This window comes from Cohnella panacarvi Gsoil 349 (assembly GCF_000515335.1).
Lineage (GTDB): Bacteria > Bacillota > Bacilli > Paenibacillales > Paenibacillaceae > Cohnella > Cohnella panacarvi.
Map to the genome: position 1 here is coordinate 3,194,813 of NZ_KI911563.1, position 21,361 is coordinate 3,216,173.

General features: G+C 54.8%; 22 protein-coding genes and 1 pseudogene. 18 read left to right on the forward strand and 5 right to left on the reverse strand.

Going from position 1 to position 21,361, the window contains the following annotated elements; translation table 11 throughout:
- Positions 1 to 55: 55 nt before the first annotated feature.
- Entirely contained in the window at positions 56 to 1,327 is a 1,272-nt protein-coding gene (hflX, locus tag COHPA_RS0115385; RefSeq protein ID WP_027087051.1) for a GTPase HflX, read from the reverse strand.
- Positions 1,328 to 1,830: 503 nt separating this feature from the next.
- Between hflX and COHPA_RS0115390 the strand changes: the two genes are divergently transcribed.
- The 3 genes from COHPA_RS0115390 to COHPA_RS0115400 all read left to right on the forward strand — a co-directional run bounded on the left by COHPA_RS0115390 (position 1,831) and on the right by COHPA_RS0115400 (position 3,519).
- Positions 1,831 to 2,592 carry a hypothetical protein gene (locus COHPA_RS0115390; RefSeq protein ID WP_035119561.1) on the forward strand — a complete coding sequence of 254 codons (762 nt, stop codon included), beginning with the start codon at positions 1,831 to 1,833 and terminating at the stop codon, positions 2,590 to 2,592.
- Between the two features lie 167 nt (positions 2,593 to 2,759).
- Positions 2,760 to 3,182 (forward strand): SRPBCC family protein, encoded by a 423-nt coding sequence (locus tag COHPA_RS0115395; RefSeq protein WP_027087053.1) that lies wholly within the window; start codon positions 2,760 to 2,762, stop codon positions 3,180 to 3,182.
- A 1-nt stretch (position 3,183) separates the two neighbouring features.
- On the forward strand, positions 3,184 to 3,519 hold the full coding sequence (locus COHPA_RS0115400; RefSeq protein ID WP_027087054.1) for an ArsR/SmtB family transcription factor: 336 nt from the start codon (positions 3,184 to 3,186) through the stop codon (positions 3,517 to 3,519).
- A gap of 699 nt (positions 3,520 to 4,218) precedes the next feature.
- On the opposite strand, the gene COHPA_RS0115405 is transcribed toward COHPA_RS0115400, so the two are convergent.
- Entirely contained in the window at positions 4,219 to 4,503 is a 285-nt protein-coding gene (locus COHPA_RS0115405) for a hypothetical protein (protein WP_156926679.1), read from the reverse strand.
- 79 nt (positions 4,504 to 4,582) lie between these two features.
- Here COHPA_RS0115405 and COHPA_RS0115410 point away from each other — a divergent pair, with 79 nt between their 5' ends.
- The 3 genes and pseudogenes from COHPA_RS0115410 to COHPA_RS0115420 form a co-directional block, all read left to right on the forward strand.
- Complete coding sequence (locus COHPA_RS0115410) at positions 4,583 to 4,870, forward strand: hypothetical protein (protein WP_027087056.1); 288 nt, start codon at positions 4,583 to 4,585, stop codon at positions 4,868 to 4,870.
- A gap of 587 nt (positions 4,871 to 5,457) precedes the next feature.
- Positions 5,458 to 6,066, forward strand: a complete 609-nt coding sequence (locus COHPA_RS0115415) for a helix-turn-helix domain-containing protein (RefSeq protein ID WP_027087057.1) — start codon at positions 5,458 to 5,460, stop codon at positions 6,064 to 6,066.
- Between the two features lie 20 nt (positions 6,067 to 6,086).
- Positions 6,087 to 6,944, forward strand: a pseudogene (locus COHPA_RS0115420) (IS3 family transposase); the annotation flags it as partial.
- Positions 6,945 to 7,097: 153 nt separating this feature from the next.
- Here the strand turns inward: COHPA_RS0115420 and COHPA_RS0115425 are convergent.
- Positions 7,098 to 8,084: an ABC transporter substrate-binding protein gene (locus COHPA_RS0115425; protein ID WP_027087059.1), complete on the reverse strand. Its 987-nt coding sequence runs from the start codon at positions 8,082 to 8,084 to the stop codon at positions 7,098 to 7,100.
- A 204-nt stretch (positions 8,085 to 8,288) separates the two neighbouring features.
- On the opposite strand from COHPA_RS0115425, the gene COHPA_RS23615 reads away from it, so the two are divergent.
- From COHPA_RS23615 to COHPA_RS0115465, 9 genes are all read left to right on the forward strand, one after another.
- Positions 8,289 to 8,921, forward strand: coding sequence for a TVP38/TMEM64 family protein (locus tag COHPA_RS23615; protein ID WP_035121060.1), 633 nt, complete (start codon positions 8,289 to 8,291; stop codon positions 8,919 to 8,921).
- Between the two features lie 13 nt (positions 8,922 to 8,934).
- The gene (locus COHPA_RS0115435) at positions 8,935 to 9,402 is read left to right on the forward strand and encodes a hypothetical protein (protein WP_027087061.1); all 468 of its coding nucleotides are present in this window, start codon (positions 8,935 to 8,937) and stop codon (positions 9,400 to 9,402) included.
- Positions 9,403 to 9,551: 149 nt separating this feature from the next.
- Entirely contained in the window at positions 9,552 to 10,442 is an 891-nt protein-coding gene (gene htpX / locus COHPA_RS0115440) for a protease HtpX (protein ID WP_027087062.1), read from the forward strand.
- 126 nt (positions 10,443 to 10,568) lie between these two features.
- Positions 10,569 to 10,724 (forward strand): hypothetical protein, encoded by a 156-nt coding sequence (locus COHPA_RS25650; protein ID WP_156926680.1) that lies wholly within the window; start codon positions 10,569 to 10,571, stop codon positions 10,722 to 10,724.
- 464 nt (positions 10,725 to 11,188) lie between these two features.
- Positions 11,189 to 12,184, forward strand: coding sequence for a LacI family DNA-binding transcriptional regulator (locus tag COHPA_RS0115445; protein ID WP_027087063.1), 996 nt, complete (start codon positions 11,189 to 11,191; stop codon positions 12,182 to 12,184).
- A 32-nt stretch (positions 12,185 to 12,216) separates the two neighbouring features.
- Positions 12,217 to 13,191 (forward strand): N-acetylglucosamine kinase, encoded by a 975-nt coding sequence (locus tag COHPA_RS0115450; RefSeq protein WP_027087064.1) that lies wholly within the window; start codon positions 12,217 to 12,219, stop codon positions 13,189 to 13,191.
- Between the two features lie 25 nt (positions 13,192 to 13,216).
- On the forward strand, positions 13,217 to 14,533 hold the full coding sequence (locus tag COHPA_RS0115455; RefSeq protein ID WP_027087065.1) for a 6-phospho-beta-glucosidase: 1,317 nt from the start codon (positions 13,217 to 13,219) through the stop codon (positions 14,531 to 14,533).
- Between the two features lie 83 nt (positions 14,534 to 14,616).
- Positions 14,617 to 15,132, forward strand: a complete 516-nt coding sequence (def, locus tag COHPA_RS0115460) for a peptide deformylase (protein ID WP_027087066.1) — start codon at positions 14,617 to 14,619, stop codon at positions 15,130 to 15,132.
- 22 nt (positions 15,133 to 15,154) lie between these two features.
- Complete coding sequence (locus COHPA_RS0115465; protein WP_027087067.1) at positions 15,155 to 15,361, forward strand: hypothetical protein; 207 nt, start codon at positions 15,155 to 15,157, stop codon at positions 15,359 to 15,361.
- 59 nt (positions 15,362 to 15,420) lie between these two features.
- Here COHPA_RS0115465 and COHPA_RS25215 read toward each other — a convergent pair whose 3' ends face one another.
- Entirely contained in the window at positions 15,421 to 15,552 is a 132-nt protein-coding gene (locus tag COHPA_RS25215) for a DUF4023 family protein (protein WP_156926681.1), read from the reverse strand.
- A 144-nt stretch (positions 15,553 to 15,696) separates the two neighbouring features.
- Here COHPA_RS25215 and COHPA_RS0115475 point away from each other — a divergent pair, with 144 nt between their 5' ends.
- Together COHPA_RS0115475 and COHPA_RS0115480 are read left to right on the forward strand one after the other, a co-directional pair.
- A complete protein-coding gene (locus COHPA_RS0115475) occupies positions 15,697 to 16,845 on the forward strand; it encodes a DUF3900 domain-containing protein (protein ID WP_027087068.1) in 1,149 nt (382 codons plus the stop codon).
- A 106-nt stretch (positions 16,846 to 16,951) separates the two neighbouring features.
- A complete protein-coding gene (locus COHPA_RS0115480; protein WP_027087069.1) occupies positions 16,952 to 19,162 on the forward strand; it encodes an alpha/beta hydrolase in 2,211 nt (736 codons plus the stop codon).
- 261 nt (positions 19,163 to 19,423) lie between these two features.
- Here COHPA_RS0115480 and COHPA_RS0115485 read toward each other — a convergent pair whose 3' ends face one another.
- Complete coding sequence (locus COHPA_RS0115485; protein WP_027087070.1) at positions 19,424 to 19,885, reverse strand: GNAT family N-acetyltransferase; 462 nt, start codon at positions 19,883 to 19,885, stop codon at positions 19,424 to 19,426.
- 210 nt (positions 19,886 to 20,095) lie between these two features.
- Between COHPA_RS0115485 and COHPA_RS0115490 the strand changes: the two genes are divergently transcribed.
- Positions 20,096 to 21,349 carry an ATP-binding protein gene (locus tag COHPA_RS0115490; protein ID WP_027087071.1) on the forward strand — a complete coding sequence of 418 codons (1,254 nt, stop codon included), beginning with the start codon at positions 20,096 to 20,098 and terminating at the stop codon, positions 21,347 to 21,349.
- Positions 21,350 to 21,361 lie beyond the last annotated feature (12 nt).

Genomic DNA, 21,361 nt, shown 5'->3' on the forward strand with positions numbered 1-21,361 from the left:
GATCGAACTCGGCCTGACGGACGAGATGGATCGGGGGGGTTCGGTTTCGGATATGCTACAAGGTTACGAACTCGGCGGCGTACTTATCGTAATCCGCGATGCGGCAAGTCAACCTCAGTCGCGTGCCTTGTTCCTCGTGAGTCTGCTCCTCTACGTGCGCATGCTCGTTGAAATAGGCGACGAGCTTCCCTTGTTCGTAGGGGATCAGGATCTCGCAAGACATATAGTCGCGGAAAATCCGATCGCCGATCAGCGAGGATAGCTCCTCCAATCCTGCGCCATCACGCGCGGAGAGGGTGATGTTGTCACCCTCGATTCGAGGATAGGCGACTCCTGCCAAGTCGGCTTTGTTGTACACGAGCAGCGTCGGCACATCGCCGGCTCCCAGCTCGAGGAGCGTCTCGCGGGTCACCTCGATTTGCCGCTCGTGCTCGGGGTTGGCAAGATCGACGACATGCAGCAGCAGATCGGCATCGGCGACTTCCTCGAGCGTGGAGCGGAACGCCTTGACGAGATGATGCGGCAGCCGGCTGACGAAGCCGACGGTATCGGCGAGCAGGAATGAACGGCGATCCGGCAGCTCGATGCCGCGGACGGAGGTCTCGAGAGTCGCGAACAGCATGTTTTTCTCGAACACTTCTTTGCCCGCGCCGGAGCCGTAACGTCTCAGCATCGCATTCATAAGGCTCGACTTGCCGGCGTTCGTATAGCCGACGAGACAGACGACAGGCACTTCGTTCTTCCGCCGTTGCCCGCGCTGGACGTGGCGGCGGGATACGAGCTTCTCCAGATCCGACTGCAAAGCCGCAATCCGATCCTCGACTCTGCGGCGGTCGAGCTCTAGCTTCGTTTCGCCTGATCCCCTGTTCTTGAGGCCGGCTCCGCCGTTTCCGCCTTGGCGGCCGAGCGATTCGCGCAAGCCGACCAGGCGCGGCAGCATGTACTGCAGGCGGGCGACCTCTACCTGAAGCTTGGCTTCCCGTGTCTGAGCGCGTTCGGCGAAGATGTCCAGGATGAGAATGGTGCGATCGATGACTCGCGTATCAAGCTCCGCTTCCAGATTGCGAATTTGAGACGGCGACAGCTCGTCGTTGAAAATCGCGATCTCGGCGTTCGCGGACTGCAAAAGGGCCGCCAACTCCTTGATTTTACCGCTGCCCATGTAGAGCGCGGAATTGACGCGTTCAGCCTTCTGTTCGATCCGGCCGACGACCTCGATGCCGCAAGCGTCGGCAAGCTCGCCAAGCTCCTCCATCGCGCTGGCGAAATGGGGACTGCCCGGCAGCTGTACGCCGACGAGCACGGCTTTGTTGTTCGGTTGTTCCATATGCTTTGTTCCTCCCTTAGGGTTCGTTTCGAACGCAACAAAAAACACAGGCATCTCTGCCTGTGCGGACGTTCGATAGAGGACGGGGAACAAGCGCCGATTCGGTAACGTTCGGCGGCTTGCGCGATCGCGCCTAGCCTATAGCGAATGAGCATGCGGATTCCATGGAACGCCGGGAATCCCTCCTGTTCCGAGCAGGAGCAGCCTATTCGCGAACTTATAGGTTTCGATGGGCAGACCTATCCTGAGTCCTCTGCGCACAGGCAGAGCTTTCTGGGCTTAACGATTAGCCGCGCAAAGACCTAACTCGGATAGAATCTATGATACGAAACCCTCCATTCCTATAAGTATCCTGATTGTAGCACGGAACGGATTGACTAATCAATTGCAAGCTCGCGGCCGTGTATTTGGGGCGAATCTCCACTATGATCGGCCCATACGTATTCAGGGCTGGACAATAGTATATGAAGTAGGAAATACGTCCATTATTAACGGAAGGGTGAATGACTTTGAGCGGACAGGACGTGGTAAGGCAGACGCTGGAGGGCAACCCCAATATCGTCGAAGTAGAAGTCGAATACCGCAAAGGAAATAAAGATACTTTCAATTTGTTGCCGGGTAACTCCGCTAGCCGTCAAGATCAGATCGATCGGCTGCTCGATAAGGTGAGATGGGAAAAGGTAGAAGAAGTCGAGATCGAGTACGTCGATGGTTATAAAGATGAGATCGATCTAGAGGCTAAGCTAGACGTCCAACAACAACCGGAATCCGAACCGGCCCCAGCCGATGAAACGGTCGACGTCGCTTTAACGGAAACCGCGGCCGAGGCGCGGAGCGCGGATGAGCCGGTCGCAGAGGCGCGTAGCGCGGATGAACCGGTCGCAGAGGCGCAGAGCGCGGACGAGTCGGTCGCAGAGGCGCAAATCACGGACGGACCGGCGTCCGGCGCTGCTCATGAAGAGACGCGTACGCCTGTTGCGCCCGATCCTCAGCCTACGACGGTCGTTGCCGAGACGGTCGCGGCGCCGGCAGCAACCCCGCCGGCTCATCCGCCAGCGCCCGCAGTCGCGCCTATACGTCGCGTTCGCCGCCGGAAGGCGGCCCGAAAGCCGCGTCTGCGCCGGAGAAGCCGGACTCGCGTCACGAAGAGGCCCGTAACGGGAAGGCGCTCGAATACGTTGTCGGGCGCAAGAGTCCGGAAGAACGTTGGGAAGACGACGGCGAGAAGACGCAGAAGGTTAACCCGACCCATTCTGTTTATTTAATCATATAGCGACGGCGCGCCGCGACGATAGGCTTCGGCCTGCGAACGGCGCGCTGTCGGTTTGCGGCCGCGTCAGGGGGTTGACGCGAAACCTTAAGGTTTCATATAATGAGATTGCGAAACCTTAGGGTTTCATGTTGCAGAAGAGTACTTAGGGGGAATAACCATATGAGCAACGCGGCTGGCACCTTGCCTGACATTCGCCAAACGGTCACGATTAGAAAGCCGATTCGGAAAGTATGGGACGCGGTCTCGACGGCGGAAGGAGTGTCCGCTTGGTTCATGCCGAACAACCTGGAGCCGAAGGTAGGCTTCGAGTTTCAGATCGACGGCGGCCCCTGGGGCAAGTCGAACTGTAAAGTAACGGTCGTTGAGCCGCCGTACAAGCTCTCTTTCCGCTGGGGCAAAGACTGGACGTTAACTTTCGAGCTGGTAGACAAAGGGGACGAGACGGAATTTACGCTCGTCCATTCCGGCTGGACCGCAGACGGCGCTACGGAATTCGGCCAACCGCACGAAGTCGTGCGCGAGACGATGAACGGCGGTTGGGTCGGCATCGTCAAGAAGCTGGCCGCAACGCTTGAGGCCTAACATGGCCGGGGCGGCAGAACCGAAGCAAGACGTGTTCCAAGCGATCGCCGATCCGACCCGCAGGCGCCTGCTTCGCTTGTTGGACGGAGGGGAGCAGCCCGTGACCGCGCTCAGCGGGCATTTCCCGATCAGCCGGACGGCCGTCTCGAAACATCTGCGCATTCTGCAAGACGCGGGACTCGTTCATGAACGCAAAGTCGGCCGCGAGACGAGATATCGGCTGGACGCCGAACCGCTGCTCGAGCTCAAGCGGTGGCTCGCCTACTACGAACGTTATTGGGAGAATAAGCTCGGCGCGCTGAAGCGATTCGTGGAAGATGAAGAGGCGGCGGAATAACGAATGGGTTAAAGACAATGGGGCTGTCTCAGAAGTCATCAAAGATGACCTAGAGAGAGCTCCTGTTTTCTAAGATCGAATTAATTCGAAAATGTGGAAATGCGATAAAGACGAAGATAGCTGACTTGCATGGCTGGAAGGAAGCGGGTCTTTCGTTACGAAATCAAGGAAATGACGGACAGCGGATTCGAGATTCGTAAATGGCATTACCGGAGTTTGAGTTGCGATGGTTTTCCGTTCAAGGCTGCATGTACGAAGCCCGTAGGGAACCGAGAAGTCAGCGTCCTACTCGCTATTAGTCAAGCGAATGATCGAGCCGCTTGTCCACTATCTGTTGAAGAAGGCTGCAATAAGCGAGCTATCTTAAGAGGGTGATAAATACCCTTTTGGGATAGCTCCTTAGAAAGATTACGTATTGGAGATGGTATAAGTGTTGGTCCAGGACCATTCATCACCAGTAAAGGATTCCCAATCTACTCCCAGGTATGAGAGTGTAGCGCCCACTATGCCTGCAAGCCATGGATGAGCGTAACTCGAGATAAACGATCCAGTAGTATTTTTATGAATAACCGGGATTCTGACCTCATCGTGTAAAACGCCATACTCATGATATGCACTACCATAAAGATCAAATTTAGCGGTGACGAGTTTCATCCAAGTCTGAGTAGTATGCTGAGCCTTCTGTCTCTACATCAACCTTCACACCACCTCTGCTTGCGAGCTTTTTTTGAAACCTTCCGGGTAAGTTTTGAGATCTTCTTCAGATAAATTCATTTGGCGAAGAACAGCATCGAGTTGTTTAGCTGTTAGCTTGTCTGCGTTAGCAACTGGTGCAATTCGGCCGTCGTCATACTTAGTGATTGCGAGTGAAGCTTCGATAGTCACTTTCTTCCCGATTTGTGGTTCCTGAGTGGTGCCTGCTGCCTGAACCAATGGGGCCAGAGCGAGTAAAGCTGCAAAACCATGAATCCAATCCGTTTCCAATAAATTGTAAACATATAGAATTTTATATACGATTTTGTCATACTTTTATAGTTAGATTGTGAATCGAGGTGGAGAATGGATGAAATGGATGATGAGACGCATATTCATTGGCGTATTGGTATTTGCGATTGTATACACACTTTTTTACTACAATTTTGTTTTTTCAAGAACAGTTGCAGTAGTATCGATCATAGGAAAAAATGACAAAACGATTACCGTTAAATTTCATGACGGCCATGAACTTAATGTAAAGACCCTTTCTATCGTTTATCCACTAGTAGAAATCGGCGAAAACTACGCGGTCAGCATCTACAGAAATAAATTAAGAGATCCTTTCTTGCATAGAATTAATGTGATTAAAGAGTGAGCTACATTGGATACAAGTCTAGTCGAAAAATCTATTTGCAATTGGACCGCTGTCATTAGAATGAACAAAAGGAATCGAGAGAACTACAATTCATTTCGGTAGATACGTTCGTATTGACTAGGCTTAGAATACTCAATAGACGAATGATTCCGTTCTCCATTGAAGAAGCAGGTGATGTATTTAAAGATTCGAGACTTTATTCCGTCGATCATGCCATATCGCTTTAGCCGCTCCTGATACTCATGATAAGCGTACTGGCTGCCTCGATCCGAGTAACTCCCTATGTTTCGGGTACTGAAGCCGATAAGCCTGATCTAGAGACTTGATAACAAGGGACTTCGTCATCCGCTCACACATCTTTGCGATACGAGGCTTGAAGCAGATCATCGATGAAGGAGTAGATCAAGCGCCAATTGATCAAAAACGCGAACTGGCGGCACAGGGATATTGTACTGATATGCTCCCCTTACAGTAGACAGGTGAAATAATAAAACCTGCTACTGTAAGGGGAGTTTTCATGACTAGAGGAAAACTTAATGCCTCGGAGAAGATGGCTATTCTAATAGCAATATCAAACGGGGAAATTAGTGTTTCGGTCTGCAGCGAATAAATACGGGATTCAAAGAACAACCCTGGCGAGATGGCAGCGTGGTTACAAGCTTTGGGGATATGAAGGGTTGGGGCATCGTGCACGTTACCGGAGTTACAATGCTGAGCTCAAGCTTCAGGCGGTGAAGGATTATCTTGAGGGTGGGCTGTGCCAATACCAAATTATTGATAAATATGAGATTGCCAGCACGAAGCAGCTCTATAACTGGATAAGGAAGTATAATGGTCATATGCGCTTGAGCACCTATACTGGGGGAACAAAGGCGATGACCAAAGGACGTTCTACAACATGGCAGGAAAGGCTCGACATTGTCTTGTACTGCCTTGCAAATAAACAGGACTATAAGCAGGCAGCGAGCCAATTCAAGGTCTCGTACCAACAAGTTTATGGATGGGTAAAGAAGTATGAGACTGGTGGCGAGGATGCTTTACGAGACGGCAGAGGACGCAAGAAGGCTCCTGAAGAGTTAACCGAGGCGGATCAGCAAAAGCTCGCGATAAAGAAGCTGGAGTATGAAATGGAGCGTCTTAGAGCGGAGAATGCCTTCTTAAAAAAGTTACAAGAGTTCCAAAGGAGGCGTCGCTAAGCCAACATCGTCAGGAGAACGTCTATCTCGCGATACAGGCCGTGCAACAGGCAGAGTCGCTCAGCATACAGCTTCTGTGCGAAGTTGCAGGGATTCCAAGATCCAGTTACTACAAGTGGCTTAGCCATAAGCCAAGTCAGCGGGAACTGGAGAACCAGGAGCTGGCGGAAGTCATGATGTCCATCTACAGGAAGGTCGAGGGAACTTTCGGCTACCGCCAACTCACGCTGCATATGTGCAGTAAGCTTCAGAAGCCTATTAACCACAAACGCGTGCAGCGTTTAATGAAGATTAAGGGAATCCAGTCGGTGATCCGCCGAAAGAAAAAGAAATATCCTCGCTCCACCCCTCAGCATGTGGCCGAAAATCTGCTAAATCGCAAGTTTCAAGCGGATGCGCCTAATGAGAAATGGGTAACGGACGTAACGGAATTCAAATACGGTCATGGCCAGAAGGCTTATCTAAGCGCGATTCTAGACCTCCATGATCATTCGATTGTGTCCTACGTGCTGGGGCACTCCAACAACAATCCGCTGGTGTTTAAGACGTTGGAATTAGCACTGGAAACTGCGTCCGGGAGTAAGCCTATGATTCACAGCGACCGAGGCTACCAATACACTTCAACGGACTTTAAAGAAAAGTTGGAAGCCGCCAACATGAAGCAGAGCATGTCCCGAGTTGGCCGATGCATCGATAACGGACCAATGGAGTCGTTCTGGGGTACGTTGAAGTGTGAGAAGTATTATTTACATAAATACCAAACCTTTGAGCAATTAAAGGACGACATTGTAGATTACATTTACTTCTACAACTACGAACGATTGCAGAAAAAACTACACGGCCTCAGCCCCATGGAATACAGGGCTAAGGCCGCATAATAGATCTTTATTTTTTTTACTGTCTACTTGACGGGGTGCAGTTCATACACTGTAGCCGCCAGTTCAATGGAGATAATCGATTTTCTTATAAACGAGCTATCCTAAAAAGGGAGATAAAGACCCTTTTAGGATATTTGTCCGCTTAGGCGCGTCTTATTTGATGATTTTCACGAGATCCTCAAGCATCCATTCCATCGCTGCCGTGCTGTAGTCGTTCCAGCGAGGGCTGTCCACGAGGTATACTTGATCGTTCTTTACGGCCGGGATGTTCTTCCAAGCCGATGCTTTCAGCGTGTTGTACGTGTCGATGTCCGCTTGGCCGTCGACGAGGATGAACAATTTGTCCGCGTCGGCCACATAATCGACGACCGCTTCTTCCGAAATTTCGGTCGTGGATGTAAGTTTGCTCTCCGCTTCCGTCGGTACGAAGCCGATGTCCTTGAACAGCGGAGAGAATACGCCGGTTGCGTGCTGATAAATTTTCTTACTCCAGAACTGGATGACGACGGCTTTCTGGCCTTCGAGGTTGAACGGCTTCAATTGCTCTTTCGCTTGCGCCGCTTTCTCGCTGTATTGGGCCAGCCAAGCTTGCTCTTCCGCTTCCTTGCCGAGCCATCCCGCTAGGATATGCAGGTGTTCGAGCGGCAGCAGGCCGAATTTGGTGGCGATCGTCGGAGCGATCTTCGACAAGCCTTCAAGCTCTTCCGGCTTGAAGTAGCTAGGGATGATGATGAGGTCCGGCTTCAGGGCGAGCACTTTCTCGAGGTCCGCGGTGTCTTGGCCTATGTTCTCGGCGCCGGCCGTTCTTTCCGCGCCGTATTTGTCGATGTAGTATCCGAGCGTACCTACCGGCTTAATGCCGAGGGACGTAACTTCGCCGTAGTTGCCGAGCACGATAACGCGCTGAGGATTCGTAGGAATTTCGACTTCGCGGTCCAAGCCGTCCGTAATCTTCTTCGTCGTCGCGGCGGTCTCCGCGGATGCGGATTCCGACGGGGAGCTGCTGGCGCTAGCCGACGCGGCAGGTTCGCTGGCAGCCGGGCTGGACGCGTTGCCGTTATTGTTGTTCCCGCATGCGGCTGCGAATACCGCGAGCATGACGGCAACCAGAACGAGCAGGGTAAGTTTCGAAGTCTTCAATGTAGGTCTCTCCTTTATGTATCTCTCTCCTTGATAGCCGATTCCCACTTGAGAACGATTATCAATATCATGCTGTTCATTCTAGCGGATGTTCGCACAGATTTCAAATACTATTTTTTAACGATATGTTATGATCACGATACCGGAAGCCGACGCTACTGGCAGGAACGGCTCACGACGACGAGGAACGGCGAGGGAACGCGAATGGCGCTTACGGATATGATCTCCAACCTGAATGAAGACAAACTCGAGCAACTGCTGGAGCAATACCGTGCATTAGGACCGTTACCCGGCATAGCCTTAACGTTCCTGAAGTCGTTCATACCTCCGCTGCCGACGATCGTCATTATCGGCGTCAACGCGACCGTATACGGGCTTTGGCTCGGGTTCCTGTACTCGTGGATCGGGATCGTTAGCGGGTGCATGGCGACTTACCTTATCGTGCGCCGAATCGCGGGACATCCTTACCTCGAGCGTTGGTCGCGCAAACCGAGAGTGCAAACGAGCTTGCAGTGGGTGCGCAACAATGCGTTCAGCTATGTTTTTCTGCTTAGTCTGTTCCCCGTAGGACCGTTCGTCGTCATTAACATGGCGGCGGCCGTCGCGCGGATGCGGCTGAGGTCGTTCTTGATCGCGATCGTGTTCGGCAAGGCGATCATGGTGATGTCGGTATCGATCGTCGGCCATGATGTAACGAGATTCATCCGGCGTCCGGCGGAGCTGCTCTACGTCGTCGCTTTCGTCGCCGCTTCTCTGTGGATCAGCAAAAAAATCGAAGCGCGCTTCGCAGGGGCCGAAGACAATTCCGCACCGGCGAGCGCAAATATAAACAAGTAGGGGGACGTTGCACATGCTAAGTTTCGAGCAAAAAGTGGCCATATTGAGTTCGTTTCCGGAGCTGGAGCGTAAGGACGTGTCAATGGGGCGCGTCAACTTCCATTTCGAGGGCAGCGTATTCGATAAAAAGTCGGTAGGGTACCATTTTCACAAGAACGGCAACGGATACGTGTTCGCGGGCAGGCTGGAGGACGTCGATACGGATGAACGGGGTTACGTCAATGTAAGGGATTACGGAGAGCAGGAGCTTCGCGAGCTGGTGGCTCGATCGATCCTGTCGCTCTCCGGCGATGCAGGGACGGGGGGCGAACCGGAGGAAGGAGAAGAGGAAGCTTGGGACGGACCGGACGGTACGATGCTGACGGTAAAGTTCGAAGACGACATGTGGTACGTGTTCGCGGGGCTGAACTTGGACGGCGCATTCGAGACGTACGAGGAAACGAAGGAGTATCTCATCGAGGAAGGGTTCGTGAAACGTTGATCGCGCGAATCCGTATATAGCTATATGACCTGGAGGCAACGCATAAGGTTGTCTCTTTTTCGTTTCTATGGGCATATGCTAGAATGGGGTTGAGGTTGGCCCTGTTATCGCTAGCATTCAACTATTATGAGCTATGGGGAGAGAATGCAATGAAACGGATTTTCCTGTTTATTCTTACGAACTTGCTCGTCATGGTTACGATCGGCATTATTTTATCCGTTGTCGGAGTCAATTCGTACATTAACGAAAGCGGCGGCATTAACTTCCAGCAATTGCTTATCTTCAGCGCAATCGTAGGCTTCACCGGCGCGTTCATCTCGCTGGCGATGTCCCGTTGGATGGCGAAAATGATGATGGGCGTGCAAGTGCTCGACCCTCGCGGCAGCCTATCGTCCGGCGAGCGGGAGCTCGTCGATATGGTTCACCAAATTGCGCGCGACGCAGGCATGACGGTTATGCCCGAAGTCGGTATCTACGAATCCAAGGAAGTGAACGCGTTCGCGACCGGTCCTTCCAAGAGACGCTCGCTCGTCGCGGTGTCGACCGGATTGCTGGAAATGATGGACCGCGACGCGGTCGAAGGCATCATCGGCCACGAGGTCGCGCATATCGTGAACGGAGACATGGTCACGATGACGCTTCTGCAAGGCGTCGTGAACACGTTCGTCGTCTTCCTGTCGCGTATCGCGGCTTGGGCGGCATCCCGTTTCGTGAAAGAAGACGTCGCGCCGCTCGTGCATTTCATCGCGGTCATCGTGTTCCAGATCGTATTCTCGATTCTCGGCAGCTTGGTCGTCTTCGCTTACTCCCGTCATCGCGAGTTCCACGCGGACCGCGGCGGCGCGATTCTCGCGGGCAAGGACAAGATGATCCATGCGCTGCAATCGCTGCAAAGATACAAGGAACGCATGGTCGTGGGAGAGCAGCAGACTTCCGTCGCGACGCTCAAGATCGGCGGCAAGCCCGGCAGAGTGTCGTGGTTCTCGACGCACCCGGATCTCGGCGACCGCATTCGCGCGCTGCAAGAGGCGCAGCTATAATCGCGGCTATTGACGCATAACCGTCAGGGCGAGCTTAGAAGCTCCCTTGGCGGTTTTTTATGCTGGTTGAGGCTGGGGGCTGCAAGCCCGCGAATACCTGCAGAAGTGCAGGTGTTATCTTGGTGAATGCGTCAGTTGGTGCATACCGGCAAAAGTGCAGGTAAACATGTTCTGATCGTGCATACCGGCAAAAGTGCAGGTGTGCGCGTTCTGTTCGTCCATACCAGCAAGAGTGTAGGTGAACATGTTCTGATCGTGCACACCGGCAAAAAGTGCAGGTAAACATGTTCTGATCGTGCATACCGGCAAGAGTGTAGGTGAACATGTTCTGATCGTGCACACCGGCAAAAGTGCAGGTAAACATGTTCTGATCGTGCATACCGGCAAGAGTGCAGGTATTATCTTGGTGAATGCGTCAGTTCGTGCATACCGGCAAAGGTGCAGGTAATATCGGTGTTCATCGGCAAAATGGCCATTATTCTCGGCAGTAACTGTATTTTTGCAGAAATTACGCTATTGAGAGGCGTTCGTGGTTCATTAAGTGCATATTTGCAGGTATTCCCCGCGCAAGAGTCGATACAACCGCAAGAGTCGATACAACCGCAAGAGTCGATACAACCGCAAGAGTCGATACAACCGACAGAGTCGATACAACCGTCGGTTGTATTACTCCAATTCGCGAGGTATACTTAAACCAAAAGTTAAAGCGCTTAAACTTTAGTGGCTCGATGGGGGTTCGTCGCCGGATGAAAGTGAATATATACGATGTCGCGAGGAAGTCGGGATTGTCCGTCGTGACGGTGTCGCGCGTGCTGAACAACGCTCCTTCCGTGCGGGAGGGCAATAGAGACAGGGTGCTTCGGGCGATGGAGGAGCTCGGATACCGGCCGAACGCGTCGGCGCGAAGCCTCGCGAAGGGACGGACGGGCGTCATCGGCTTAACGCTGACGACGCTGCACGATGCGTTCCTCGATGCGGTCGTGAAGGAAGCCGCCGACCGTTTGGCGGAGCAAGGGTACTTCCTGGCGCTGTCGGTAACGCCCAGCTATGAGGCGTCGCATCGCTCGCTGTTCCAGCATGACCGAGTAGACGGCGTTATTCTGCTGTCTCCCGTAGAGGAAGACGCGTACGTGAGGGGGCTGAAGCAGGAGGGGATTCCGTTCGTCATGATCGATAACCAACACCGTAATCCGGAGGTCGCGTCCGTTCTCGTAGACAACTTCCAAGGCGGCTATGCGGCGACGAAGCATCTGATCGAGCTTGGCCACCGGGACATCGCGCACATACGAGGCGCCGGGGAGTTCCTTAGCAGCAGCGAGAGAGAACGCGGCTTCGAGACGGCGATGAGAGACGCGGGGCTGACGCCGTTTCGGGTCGAGCAAGGCTCGTTCGACATCGAGTCGGGATACGAGATCGCAAGCCGATGGATCGAGACGGGAACGCTTCCTACGGCCGTGTTCGCGGCTGACGATTATATGGCGGTCGGCGTAATGGACGCGTGCAAGAACGCGGGAGTGAAGGTGCCGGGAGATCTATCGGTCGTCGGCTTCGACGATCAACTGCTCGCCTCCCAGCTTCGCCCGTTGCTGACGACGATACGCCAGCCGGCTCGCGAGCTCGGAAGAATCGGTGCGGCAATGGTGCTCGGCCTCATTGAAGGCTCCGCTCAAGGCGGCGAGACTGTCGTGCTGCAGCCCGAGCTTGTTGTCAGGGCATCGACGGCGCCGCCAAGGGGAATCTGACCCTGAAAGAACGACACAGGAGGAATCGACGGATGAACTATTACCTTGGCGTAGACGCCGGCGGCAGCAAAACTTACGCGATCATTACCGACGAAGACGGCAACATCGTCGGCAAAGGCCGGAGCGGCAACGGCAATCATCAGCTCGGCGCGCAAGAGGCGCGCCATAACGTACGCGAGTCGGTAGGCATGGCTTTGACGCAGGCGAGACTGACGCCGGAACAGATCGCCTTCGCCTACTTCGGCATGGCCGGTGCGGACCGGGAAGCGGACTTCCGCGTTCTGAGGCCGATGATCGCGGAGCTCGGATTCCCGCGGCACGAGATCGTCTGCGATACGATGATCGCGCTGCGGGCGGGTACCGACAAGCCGTACGGCGTCGTGCTCATTTGCGGTACCGGCACGAACAGCGCGGGCGTGAACCGGCAGGGCGAGAGCTTCCAATGCGGCGGCTTCTCCTATCAGTACGGCGATTTCGGAGGGGGCGGCGGGCTTAACGTAGAGGCGTTCCGCTCGGTGATTCGGGCATGGGACGGAAGGGAGAGGCCGACGCTTCTTACGCGACTGCTGCTCGATTCGCTCGGATATGAGAGCGTGCAGGCGATGTTCGACGATTACCTGGATCACGACCGCACGCCGCCGACGAATCTGGCGAAGCTGTTGTTCGAAGCGGCGGACCAAGGCGATGCCGCGGCGCAGGAAATATTGCGCAAGCAGGGCGAGGAGCTCGGCAAGTCCGCGCGGGCGGTCATCAAGCGGCTAGGGTTGGCGGAGGAGCGATTCGACGTCGTCCTCGCGGGAAGCATTGTCACACGGGGGAAAGGTGAGCACGTGACCGCCTATATTGAGCAAGCGATCCGGGAAGCCGCTCCGCTAGCCTCCGTGGTTAAGCTTGCGGTCGAACCGGTCGTCGGCGCCGTGTGGCTGGCCCATGAAGCCGGGCGAGGCGCGCTGCCGCAGACGGTGTACGAAAGGCTGAAGGACTTGTCGGATTACGACGCGATATAAAATACGAATAAAGGAGCTGGGACGGATGGCACGGGGGAAAAAGAGCGGGTTGAAGATCGCCATTATCGGAGGAGGTTCCTCCTATACGCCTGAAATCGTGGAAGGCTTCATTCTTAGATATGATCGGCTGCCGGTCCGGGAACTATGGCTCGTCGATATCGAGGCGGGCCGACGTAAGCTGGAGATCGTCGGGGAGCTCGCGAAGCGGATGGTCGCGAAGTCGGGGCTTCCGATCGAAGTTCATCTGACGCTCGACCGGCGCCAAGCGATCGAAGGCGCGGACTTCGTCTCGACGCAGTTGCGCGTAGGTTTATTGGAAGCGAGAAAATGGGATGAGCGTCTTCCGAACCTGCACGGCGTCATCGGTCAAGAGACGACGGGGCCGGGCGGCATGATGAAGGCGATGCGGACGATTCCGGTGCTGCTTGATATCGCCAAGGACATCGAGGAACTGAGCCCCCATGCATGGTTGCTTAACTTCACGAATCCTGCGGGCATGGTGACGGAGGCGCTGAACCGTTACTCGGGCGTCCGCAGCATCGGCCTTTGCAACGCGCCGATCGGATTGCAGAAATGGCTGAGCAAGAAATACGATACGCCAGCGAGCCGCATTTTCACCGAATTCGTCGGGTTGAACCATCTGCACTGGGTCACGCGCGTCGAAGTGGATGGCGTGGACCGTCTGCCGGAGCTGCTCGATAAACGGGAGGAGTATTCGGGCAAGAACGTTCCCGCCACGGAGTGGGACCCGGACTTCCTCAGGTCGCTCGGCGGATTGCCGTCGTATTATTTGAAATACTTCTATATGAGGGACGCGATGCTGGCCGAACAGCTTGAATCGCTGAAGTCGAACGGTACGCGGGCAGAGGTCGTAAAGAGGGTGGAAGACGAGCTGTTCGAGCTGTATGCCGATCCGGGGCTTCAAGAGAAGCCGAAGCAGCTGGAGCAACGCGGCGGTGCGTATTATTCGGAGGCCGCGGTTAATTTAATGGAGTCGCTTCATAACGATCTTAGAGACATTCAGACGATTAACGTGCGCAACGGCAAGACGCTGGATTTCCTTCCCGAGGACGCGGGAATCGAAGTGAATTGCGTCATTACCGGTCAAGGTCCGATCGCGCTTCCGGTATCCCGCGTGCCGGAGCAGGCGAAGGGATTGATCGCGGCGGTGAAGACGTACGAGCGGCTGACGATCGAAGCGGCCGTCACCGGAGACCGCGATATCGCGCTGCAAGCGATGGTCAGCCATCCGCTCGTGCCTTCGGTCACGGTGGCCAAGAAGCTGCTGGGCGAGATGCTGGAGAAGAACAAGCCCTACTTGCCAGCCTTCCACCGGTCTTAGAATCGACACAAATAGCGGATTGTTTTCGCTCCCCGCGCATGCTATATTAGGTCAAACCTATTGCAAAAAGGGGTAAGCGTAACATGTCAGTGCTTGGCATTCTTCCGTTCGGCGAATCCATCCTGCGCAAGAAGGCGCGTCCGGTCGATGAGATCACGCCGAAAATAACGAAGCTGCTCGACGATATGGCGGAGACGTTATACGCAACGGACGGTCGCGCCGGATTGGCGGCACCTCAAGTGGGCATGCTCCGGCAATTGATCGTCATGGATTGCGGAGAAGGACTGATCGAGCTGATCAATCCGGAAATCATCGAGGCAAGCGGCGAACAAGAGGGCGCGGAGGGATGCTTGTCGTTCCCGGGCTATTACGGCTTCGTGAAACGCGCCCAGCGCGTGAAGGTACGCAGCCTGAACCGCCAGGGCGAGACGATCGAGCTTGAAGGCGAGGGATTCCTGGCGCGTTGCATTCAGCACGAAGTCGATCATCTTCATGGCAAGCTATTCATCGATCTCGTCCAGGAGCCTTGGCTTTATCAAGAAAAGACGAACCAGAGAATCCAACTGATCGACGTAATGAAGCTCTCGCTTAACGACTAACAGACACGGGTGGTATCGGCTAATGGACGTAACGGTTTTGCTTATTGTCGTTGTTGTTGTCATGCTCGCGGGCTTCGTCGGAACATTCATGGTCGGCAAGTCGAAAAGCAACCAAGTCGAGGACCCGCGCTACATGCAGAGGACGGGTTCCAAATGGCTCCGTCTTACGTTGCTGTACGTGGCGGCGATCTTGGCGGTCGTGCTGATCTATGTCGCGTTTCTTCAATAACGAATAAGTTTTCCGCATAAGAACCGTCGGGAGCAGATGCTCTCCGACGGTTTTGTCCATTATTTATTGGTGCTATGCTGCTTTCCCGGCAGCTTCGAGCCGGCTTTCTCTCCGCCGTTGCCCCGTTTGCTGCGCGCGATCTTCCGCCTATCGCCTTGAAGCTTTTCCACGAACTCATGGGTATCGCTCACCTGAAGCTCACCCTCCTCCCCACAAGCGATTATCGTTACTGTGTCCATGCTCGTCCTATAATATTTGCCCGGCCATCTTGAAACGTTCGTCCAAAATCCTTAATATTCGCATAGAGAGATCAACTTGCCGATAGGGAGACGCATATGAAATTCGCCATTCAATATTTATCTTTCTTCGTGATCCAGACGGAAGGCGAGAGCCAAGACGCACCCAAACGATATAAGCATTACCAGACGTTATCCCACGAGGAATACCAAGACAGCGCGCTTAAGGACTTCCTGGACAGCGAGTTCAAGCGGATCGCCAAGCGCAAGGCGGAAATTAACCCGATCGCAGAGCAGGTTCCGACGAAGATCGGCCGGTTTATCGTGGAGCCGGGCCACGAATTGACGAGCAATCCGAACTACAACCTGTTCCAACGGCTTCGGACGGCGACGGATAAGCAGTCGTTCCTGGGCGGCGGCGACGACCTGCTCCGGATCTACATGGATACGAATTCGGTGCGCGGAGGCGCGTTCGTGCTGGCGCTCGCCAAGCTGAACGAGCTGTTCGACGAGCCGTTCTTGTTCCTGCTGAAGTGCGATTTCGAATCGAAGATCGCGCGGATCGCCGACGAGAAAAGCTTGATTGCCCGCGTGGAGATGGCGATCAACGCGCGTAACATCAAGTCCATCCAATATCCGCACATGCCCGAGGAAGGTATGCTCGAGGAGTGGGAGCTCAAAATTCACCAGGCATCCCACGCCAGATATTTCGAGGATTTCTTGAAGTACGTGTCCTATGAAAAGTCCAAGCCGCAAATCGTGAACGACCAGGTGCTGGGCATGGTTCAAGAGTATATGGCCGAGAAGTGGCAGGTTCCGATCGAGGAGACGGTTTTCGCGGAAGTGCCGGCGGACGAACCGTATCCGCACGCGCACAATCATCCGGAAGGCTTGCTTCAGGAGAAGCAGCAATTCGACGTGTGGGCGGCTTCGGAGAAACGCAACCTGCAGGAAAAATGGACGCATGAGCACGTCATGGAAGCGACGTCGCGGATCGTGGAGCTTCAGCCCGAGCTGGAGCTTAAGTTCAAGCTGGACGACATTACGGTCAAAGCGCAAATGGCCGATTACGGCGATCGCATTCATGTGGCGCGCCTGAACGGCCGGTATGTCGTGCTGATCGAAGGGGATATGTTCCAATTCGATAAGGGCGTGTCGCCGATCGAGCTATTGCAGCCGCAGGAGCTCGCGGACGTGCTTCGCCGGCTGGAAGATAAAGCTAGGTACGAACCGGAAGAGATGGAATGAACGTTAGGGTTGTCCAACGCTTCAAGACATTGGAGCGGGTTTTCTCGCGTCGGCGGAGCTATAATCGGAAGATGAGAGTTTCATAGATTACAAGGGGGTGTCGGCGATGCAGGCTGCCGAGAATTCGGTTGTCGTTCAACCTCGGAGGCGACGGATCGGGCAATGGTTCAGGCAGCGGCTTGCCGGCATGCTTACGCTGGATACTCGTCGTCCGAGAGCCGCGATCGCAGGGCTATGGCTGTTCACCAGCCTGGCGGCGGGCGTGTGCGCGCTCGGCTTGCCGACCGGCTTCGGAACGACGTTCGATGTCGCGACGGGAGTCGCCTTGAATACGATCGCGATGCCTCTCGCAGCGTGGATCATCGCGGCGCTGCTCGCGCTAGTGGGCCTGCGGGTTCCTAGGTTTGCGGCTGGCAGCGCGCTGTATTCGGGCGCGCTTCTTTTCTTCATTTTGCTTTTCGCTGATTTTGCGTGGCTCGGCTCGGTTATTTACGCGTTGGCGTTCACGCTGATCGCGGCGGCCGCCGGATTGCTTGCGGATACGGCGATTCGATCGCGCAGGAACGCGGCGATCGTCGGCGGCTCGGCCATTATCTTATGGATAGGGATGTGGGCGGCCGGGGCGCTCGACCGGACAGCGGCGGGCGACGATGCGGACAGAGGAGAAGTCCAAGCGCTGGCGACGGTCATGGAGGATCCTTCCGGGCTCGGCGAATATCTCGTCGACGCGTTCACGTACGGCAGCGGAGCGGATAAGCGCCGCTCCGAATTCGGCCAAGACGCGGACGAGTTGTCGCGGAACGCCGATGCAAGCGCGTATATCGAGGGCGGAGACTGGACATGGCTGCGCACGAAGTTCTGGGGCTTCGATGAATCCAGCCTGCCGCTCAACGGGCGCGTGTGGATGCCGCAAGGAGAAGGTCCGTTTCCGATCGTCCTGATGGTACACGGCAATCACTTAATGGAACAGTTCTCGGACGCAGGATACGGTTATCTAGGCGAACTACTGGCTAGCCGGGGAATTATCGCGATTTCCGTAGACGAGAATTTCTTGAACTTCTCGGCTTGGAGCGGCATTCCGGACCAAGACATGAAGCTGCGGGCCTGGATGCTGCTCAAGCACATCGGCCAGCTGCAGCAGTTCGCGGCTGATCCGTCTTCCCGGCTGCACGGCAAAATCGATTTTCGGCAAATCGCGCTGGTCGGACACTCCAGAGGAGGCCAAGCCGTCGCGATGGCGGCCGACCGGGAGCAATGGTTTTCTTCCGACGATACGGAGCTTCCTAGTCCGTCGTCTTACCGCATCGAAGGCGTCGTCGCCATAGCCCCGACGGATACGTTCGTCGACGGCCGCCAAGCGAATTTGCGCGACGTCTCCTATTTGACGCTTCAGGGTGCGAGGGACGCGGATCTCGTTAATTTCAACGGCGATCGCCAATATGCGCGAGTCGATATCGCCGATGGCGCCGACGCGTTCAAAGCATCTCTCTATGTCGCTGGGGCGAACCATAGTCAATTCAATACGGCATGGGGCGAGTTCGATAACTCGTTCCCGGGAAGGCTGTTCATTCGTCCCGCCGGCAAGCTTGAGCCCGGCGCGCAGCGTCAGATCGCCAAGACGTATGTATCGGCGTTCATGGAGACTGTTTTCCATCAGGAGGAGCAATATCGTTCGTTGTTCCGCGATTATCGGACGGGGCTGCGGATTCTCCCGAGTACGGCGTACTACAACCAGTATCAGGACGGTCGGTTCCAACCGCTGGCGGAGTACGAAGGAGATGATCGCGCCAATCCAGGGCCGCGAGCGACGGCCGAGGCGATCGGCTTGACCGATTGGCGTCATATCGAGGCGCAGAACCGTCAGCTTCAGAACACGGGCGATCGCGGCTTGTTGCTGAAATGGGATGAACAAGGGGTCTATTCCGTGCGAGCTGCTTCCTTCGGTCAAACGCTGGATGCCGAGTCGAAGCTAGTGTTCTCCATCGCAAGAGTAGAAGATTCAGCATCGAATGGCACGATTACGGTACAGGTGAAGGATCGCTCCGGCGTTGCCGTAACCTTGCCGTTGTCCCGCTTCGCGGACGTGCTTCCCGCGCCGAAGACGGATTTTACTTGGCTCCCTGGGGGAGAATCCGCCATATCGGACGGTAAGTTCGCGGGCGAATGGGAAGCGGTCTATCAGACGGTCGAGCTGCCGCTCGGCGCATTCGAGGACGAAGACCCCGACTTTACGCCGTCCGAGTGGGAGGAGCTGGCATTCGGCTTCGCCGGCGGCCCGGGCAGCGTGCTAATCGATGACTTAGGCCTAGATCCCTGAGTGACGATCCATGCATCCTAGCCTGCACGAAGTACAGTTATTCCTGCAGGTATGCGAGGTTCTAGCTCATAGCCTGCACGAAATGCAGTTAATCGATCGAAAGTGTGGGATTCGGCTAATTCAGCGATCTTGAGAAGTATTCGGTGCAGTTATTGTGCTGAAAACGAGGCCTCTGGGCTAATTAACTGTACCTGATGCAGTTGATTGCCAAGCCAACAAACAAGTCCGCCATGCGAACAACGGCATGGCGGACTTTATTCGTTACATCAACGATTTCTCGAACAGGATGACGTTAAAGCCGTCGACGACGGCCGGACCGATCTCTTCGTATCCGTTGCTCTTGAACAAAGCGTGCGCCCCGTGCTGATTGTGCAACGCATCGAGGGTGATACGGCTGAAGCCCAGCTCCTTGGCCCGTTCTTCGAGCCTGTCCAGCATCAGTCGGCCATAGCCTTTCCGCTGATGCTCCGGATGGATGCGCAACCGCTTAATTTCCGCTCTTTCGTCATCCAATCTTTTTACGCCGCCCATTGCGATCACTTGCCCCCGCGCTCCGGTCCCGACGAGAAAATCGCCGCCGCTCTGCAAATATTGCTCCTCTATGTGGAAAATATCGTGGTAATGCTGGTGGGTCGGCTCGACGCCGGCTTCGGAAATGACAAGCAGATGAACCCGCCAGACATGATCGTGGTCAACCGTGGAATACCGTCTAATCGTAATCATAACGAACGCCTCCATCCCGTTTATTGATGTTATATAATATAACACAAATATCTCAAATGGAGAACATTTATCTTGAAATTAATCTATTATGTTATGAAACCGAACACAAATAGGCGATAATTTGTAAATAATTCCCGAATAATAGAGGGGAATAAGAGTTGATGTCGTATATGTTCTATAATCGCATGACTCTATGTCCGGGGGATGAACATGTCGATAGAAACGCTCCTGTTCCACGTTTTCATCGTTCTCGCGCCGACTATTATCGCCAGTCTCATCTTTGATAAGCATGCATTAGGAGCATCGCCGTATTTCATTGGCGGTCTGAACGGCATCGCGGCTGCGATGTGCGTCCTTAATCCTTATACGGTGTACGGATTGCATTGGGATTTGCGATTTATGCCTTTTATCGTGGCGTGCGTATACGGGGGGCCTTACGCGGGGAGCTTCGTATGGGCGGCGATTGCGGCTACGCGGGCGTATCAAGGGGGAGACGCTTTGCCCTTCGACATGGCGAGCACCACGATCGCGATCGCCCTGCCTCTGCTCTTAAGTTTCCTGAACCGTCGCGGGCCGGATAATATGCGGCGCATTCAAGTCATCGTAGCGATCGCGTTCTGGGTCGGAACCGTGAAGTTGTTAACGCTCGCCGCTTATCGGTATATGGAGGTTTATACGGGGCCGTACGTTACCGGAGAATTTCGGAATATGATCGTCACGCCGCTGATCTATGCGATGGTGTTCTTCGTCATTTACATGCTGAACGAGGGGATGATTCAACGAAGGAGAATGAAGCTGGAAATCGCCCGCTCGGAGAAGTTGAACGCCTTAGGGGAAATCGCGGCGTCGATCGCCCATGAAATCCGAAACCCGCTAACGGTCGTCAAAGGCTTCTTGCAGTTGATCAAGCAGAGGGAGTCCGGACCGTCGGCGGCTTATATCCCGCTTATCTTGAGCGAGCTTGCGCGGGCGGAGACGATATTGAACGAATATTTGAGCTATGCGAAGCCTCATCTCATTACGAGCGAACGCATTCAGGTAGCGGCGGTGATCGAGAACATCGTCATGCTGCTCGAGCCGTTGTCCATCATCCAGGGAGTACAGCTCGAAAGCCGGTTATCCGTGAACCCGTACGTCTCCGGAGACCGCAATCAGCTCCAACAGGCGCTCATGAACGTAACGAAGAACGCGATCGAAGCAACGCCTTCGGGAGGCAAAGTGACGGTTCAGCTTACGAACGACGAGGAATGGGCGTACATGAAAATATCCGATACCGGCCGAGGGATGAGCAAGGAGCATCTCGACCGGCTCGGAACGCTGTTCTATTCCACGAAAGACAAGGGTACGGGTCTGGGTACGACGGTAGCCTGGCAAATTATCCGCAACATGAACGGAACGATCCACTATGAGAGCAAACTCAACGTCGGCACGGAAGCGCTCATCAAGCTGCCGATCGCCAAATAAGAAGTCCGCGCT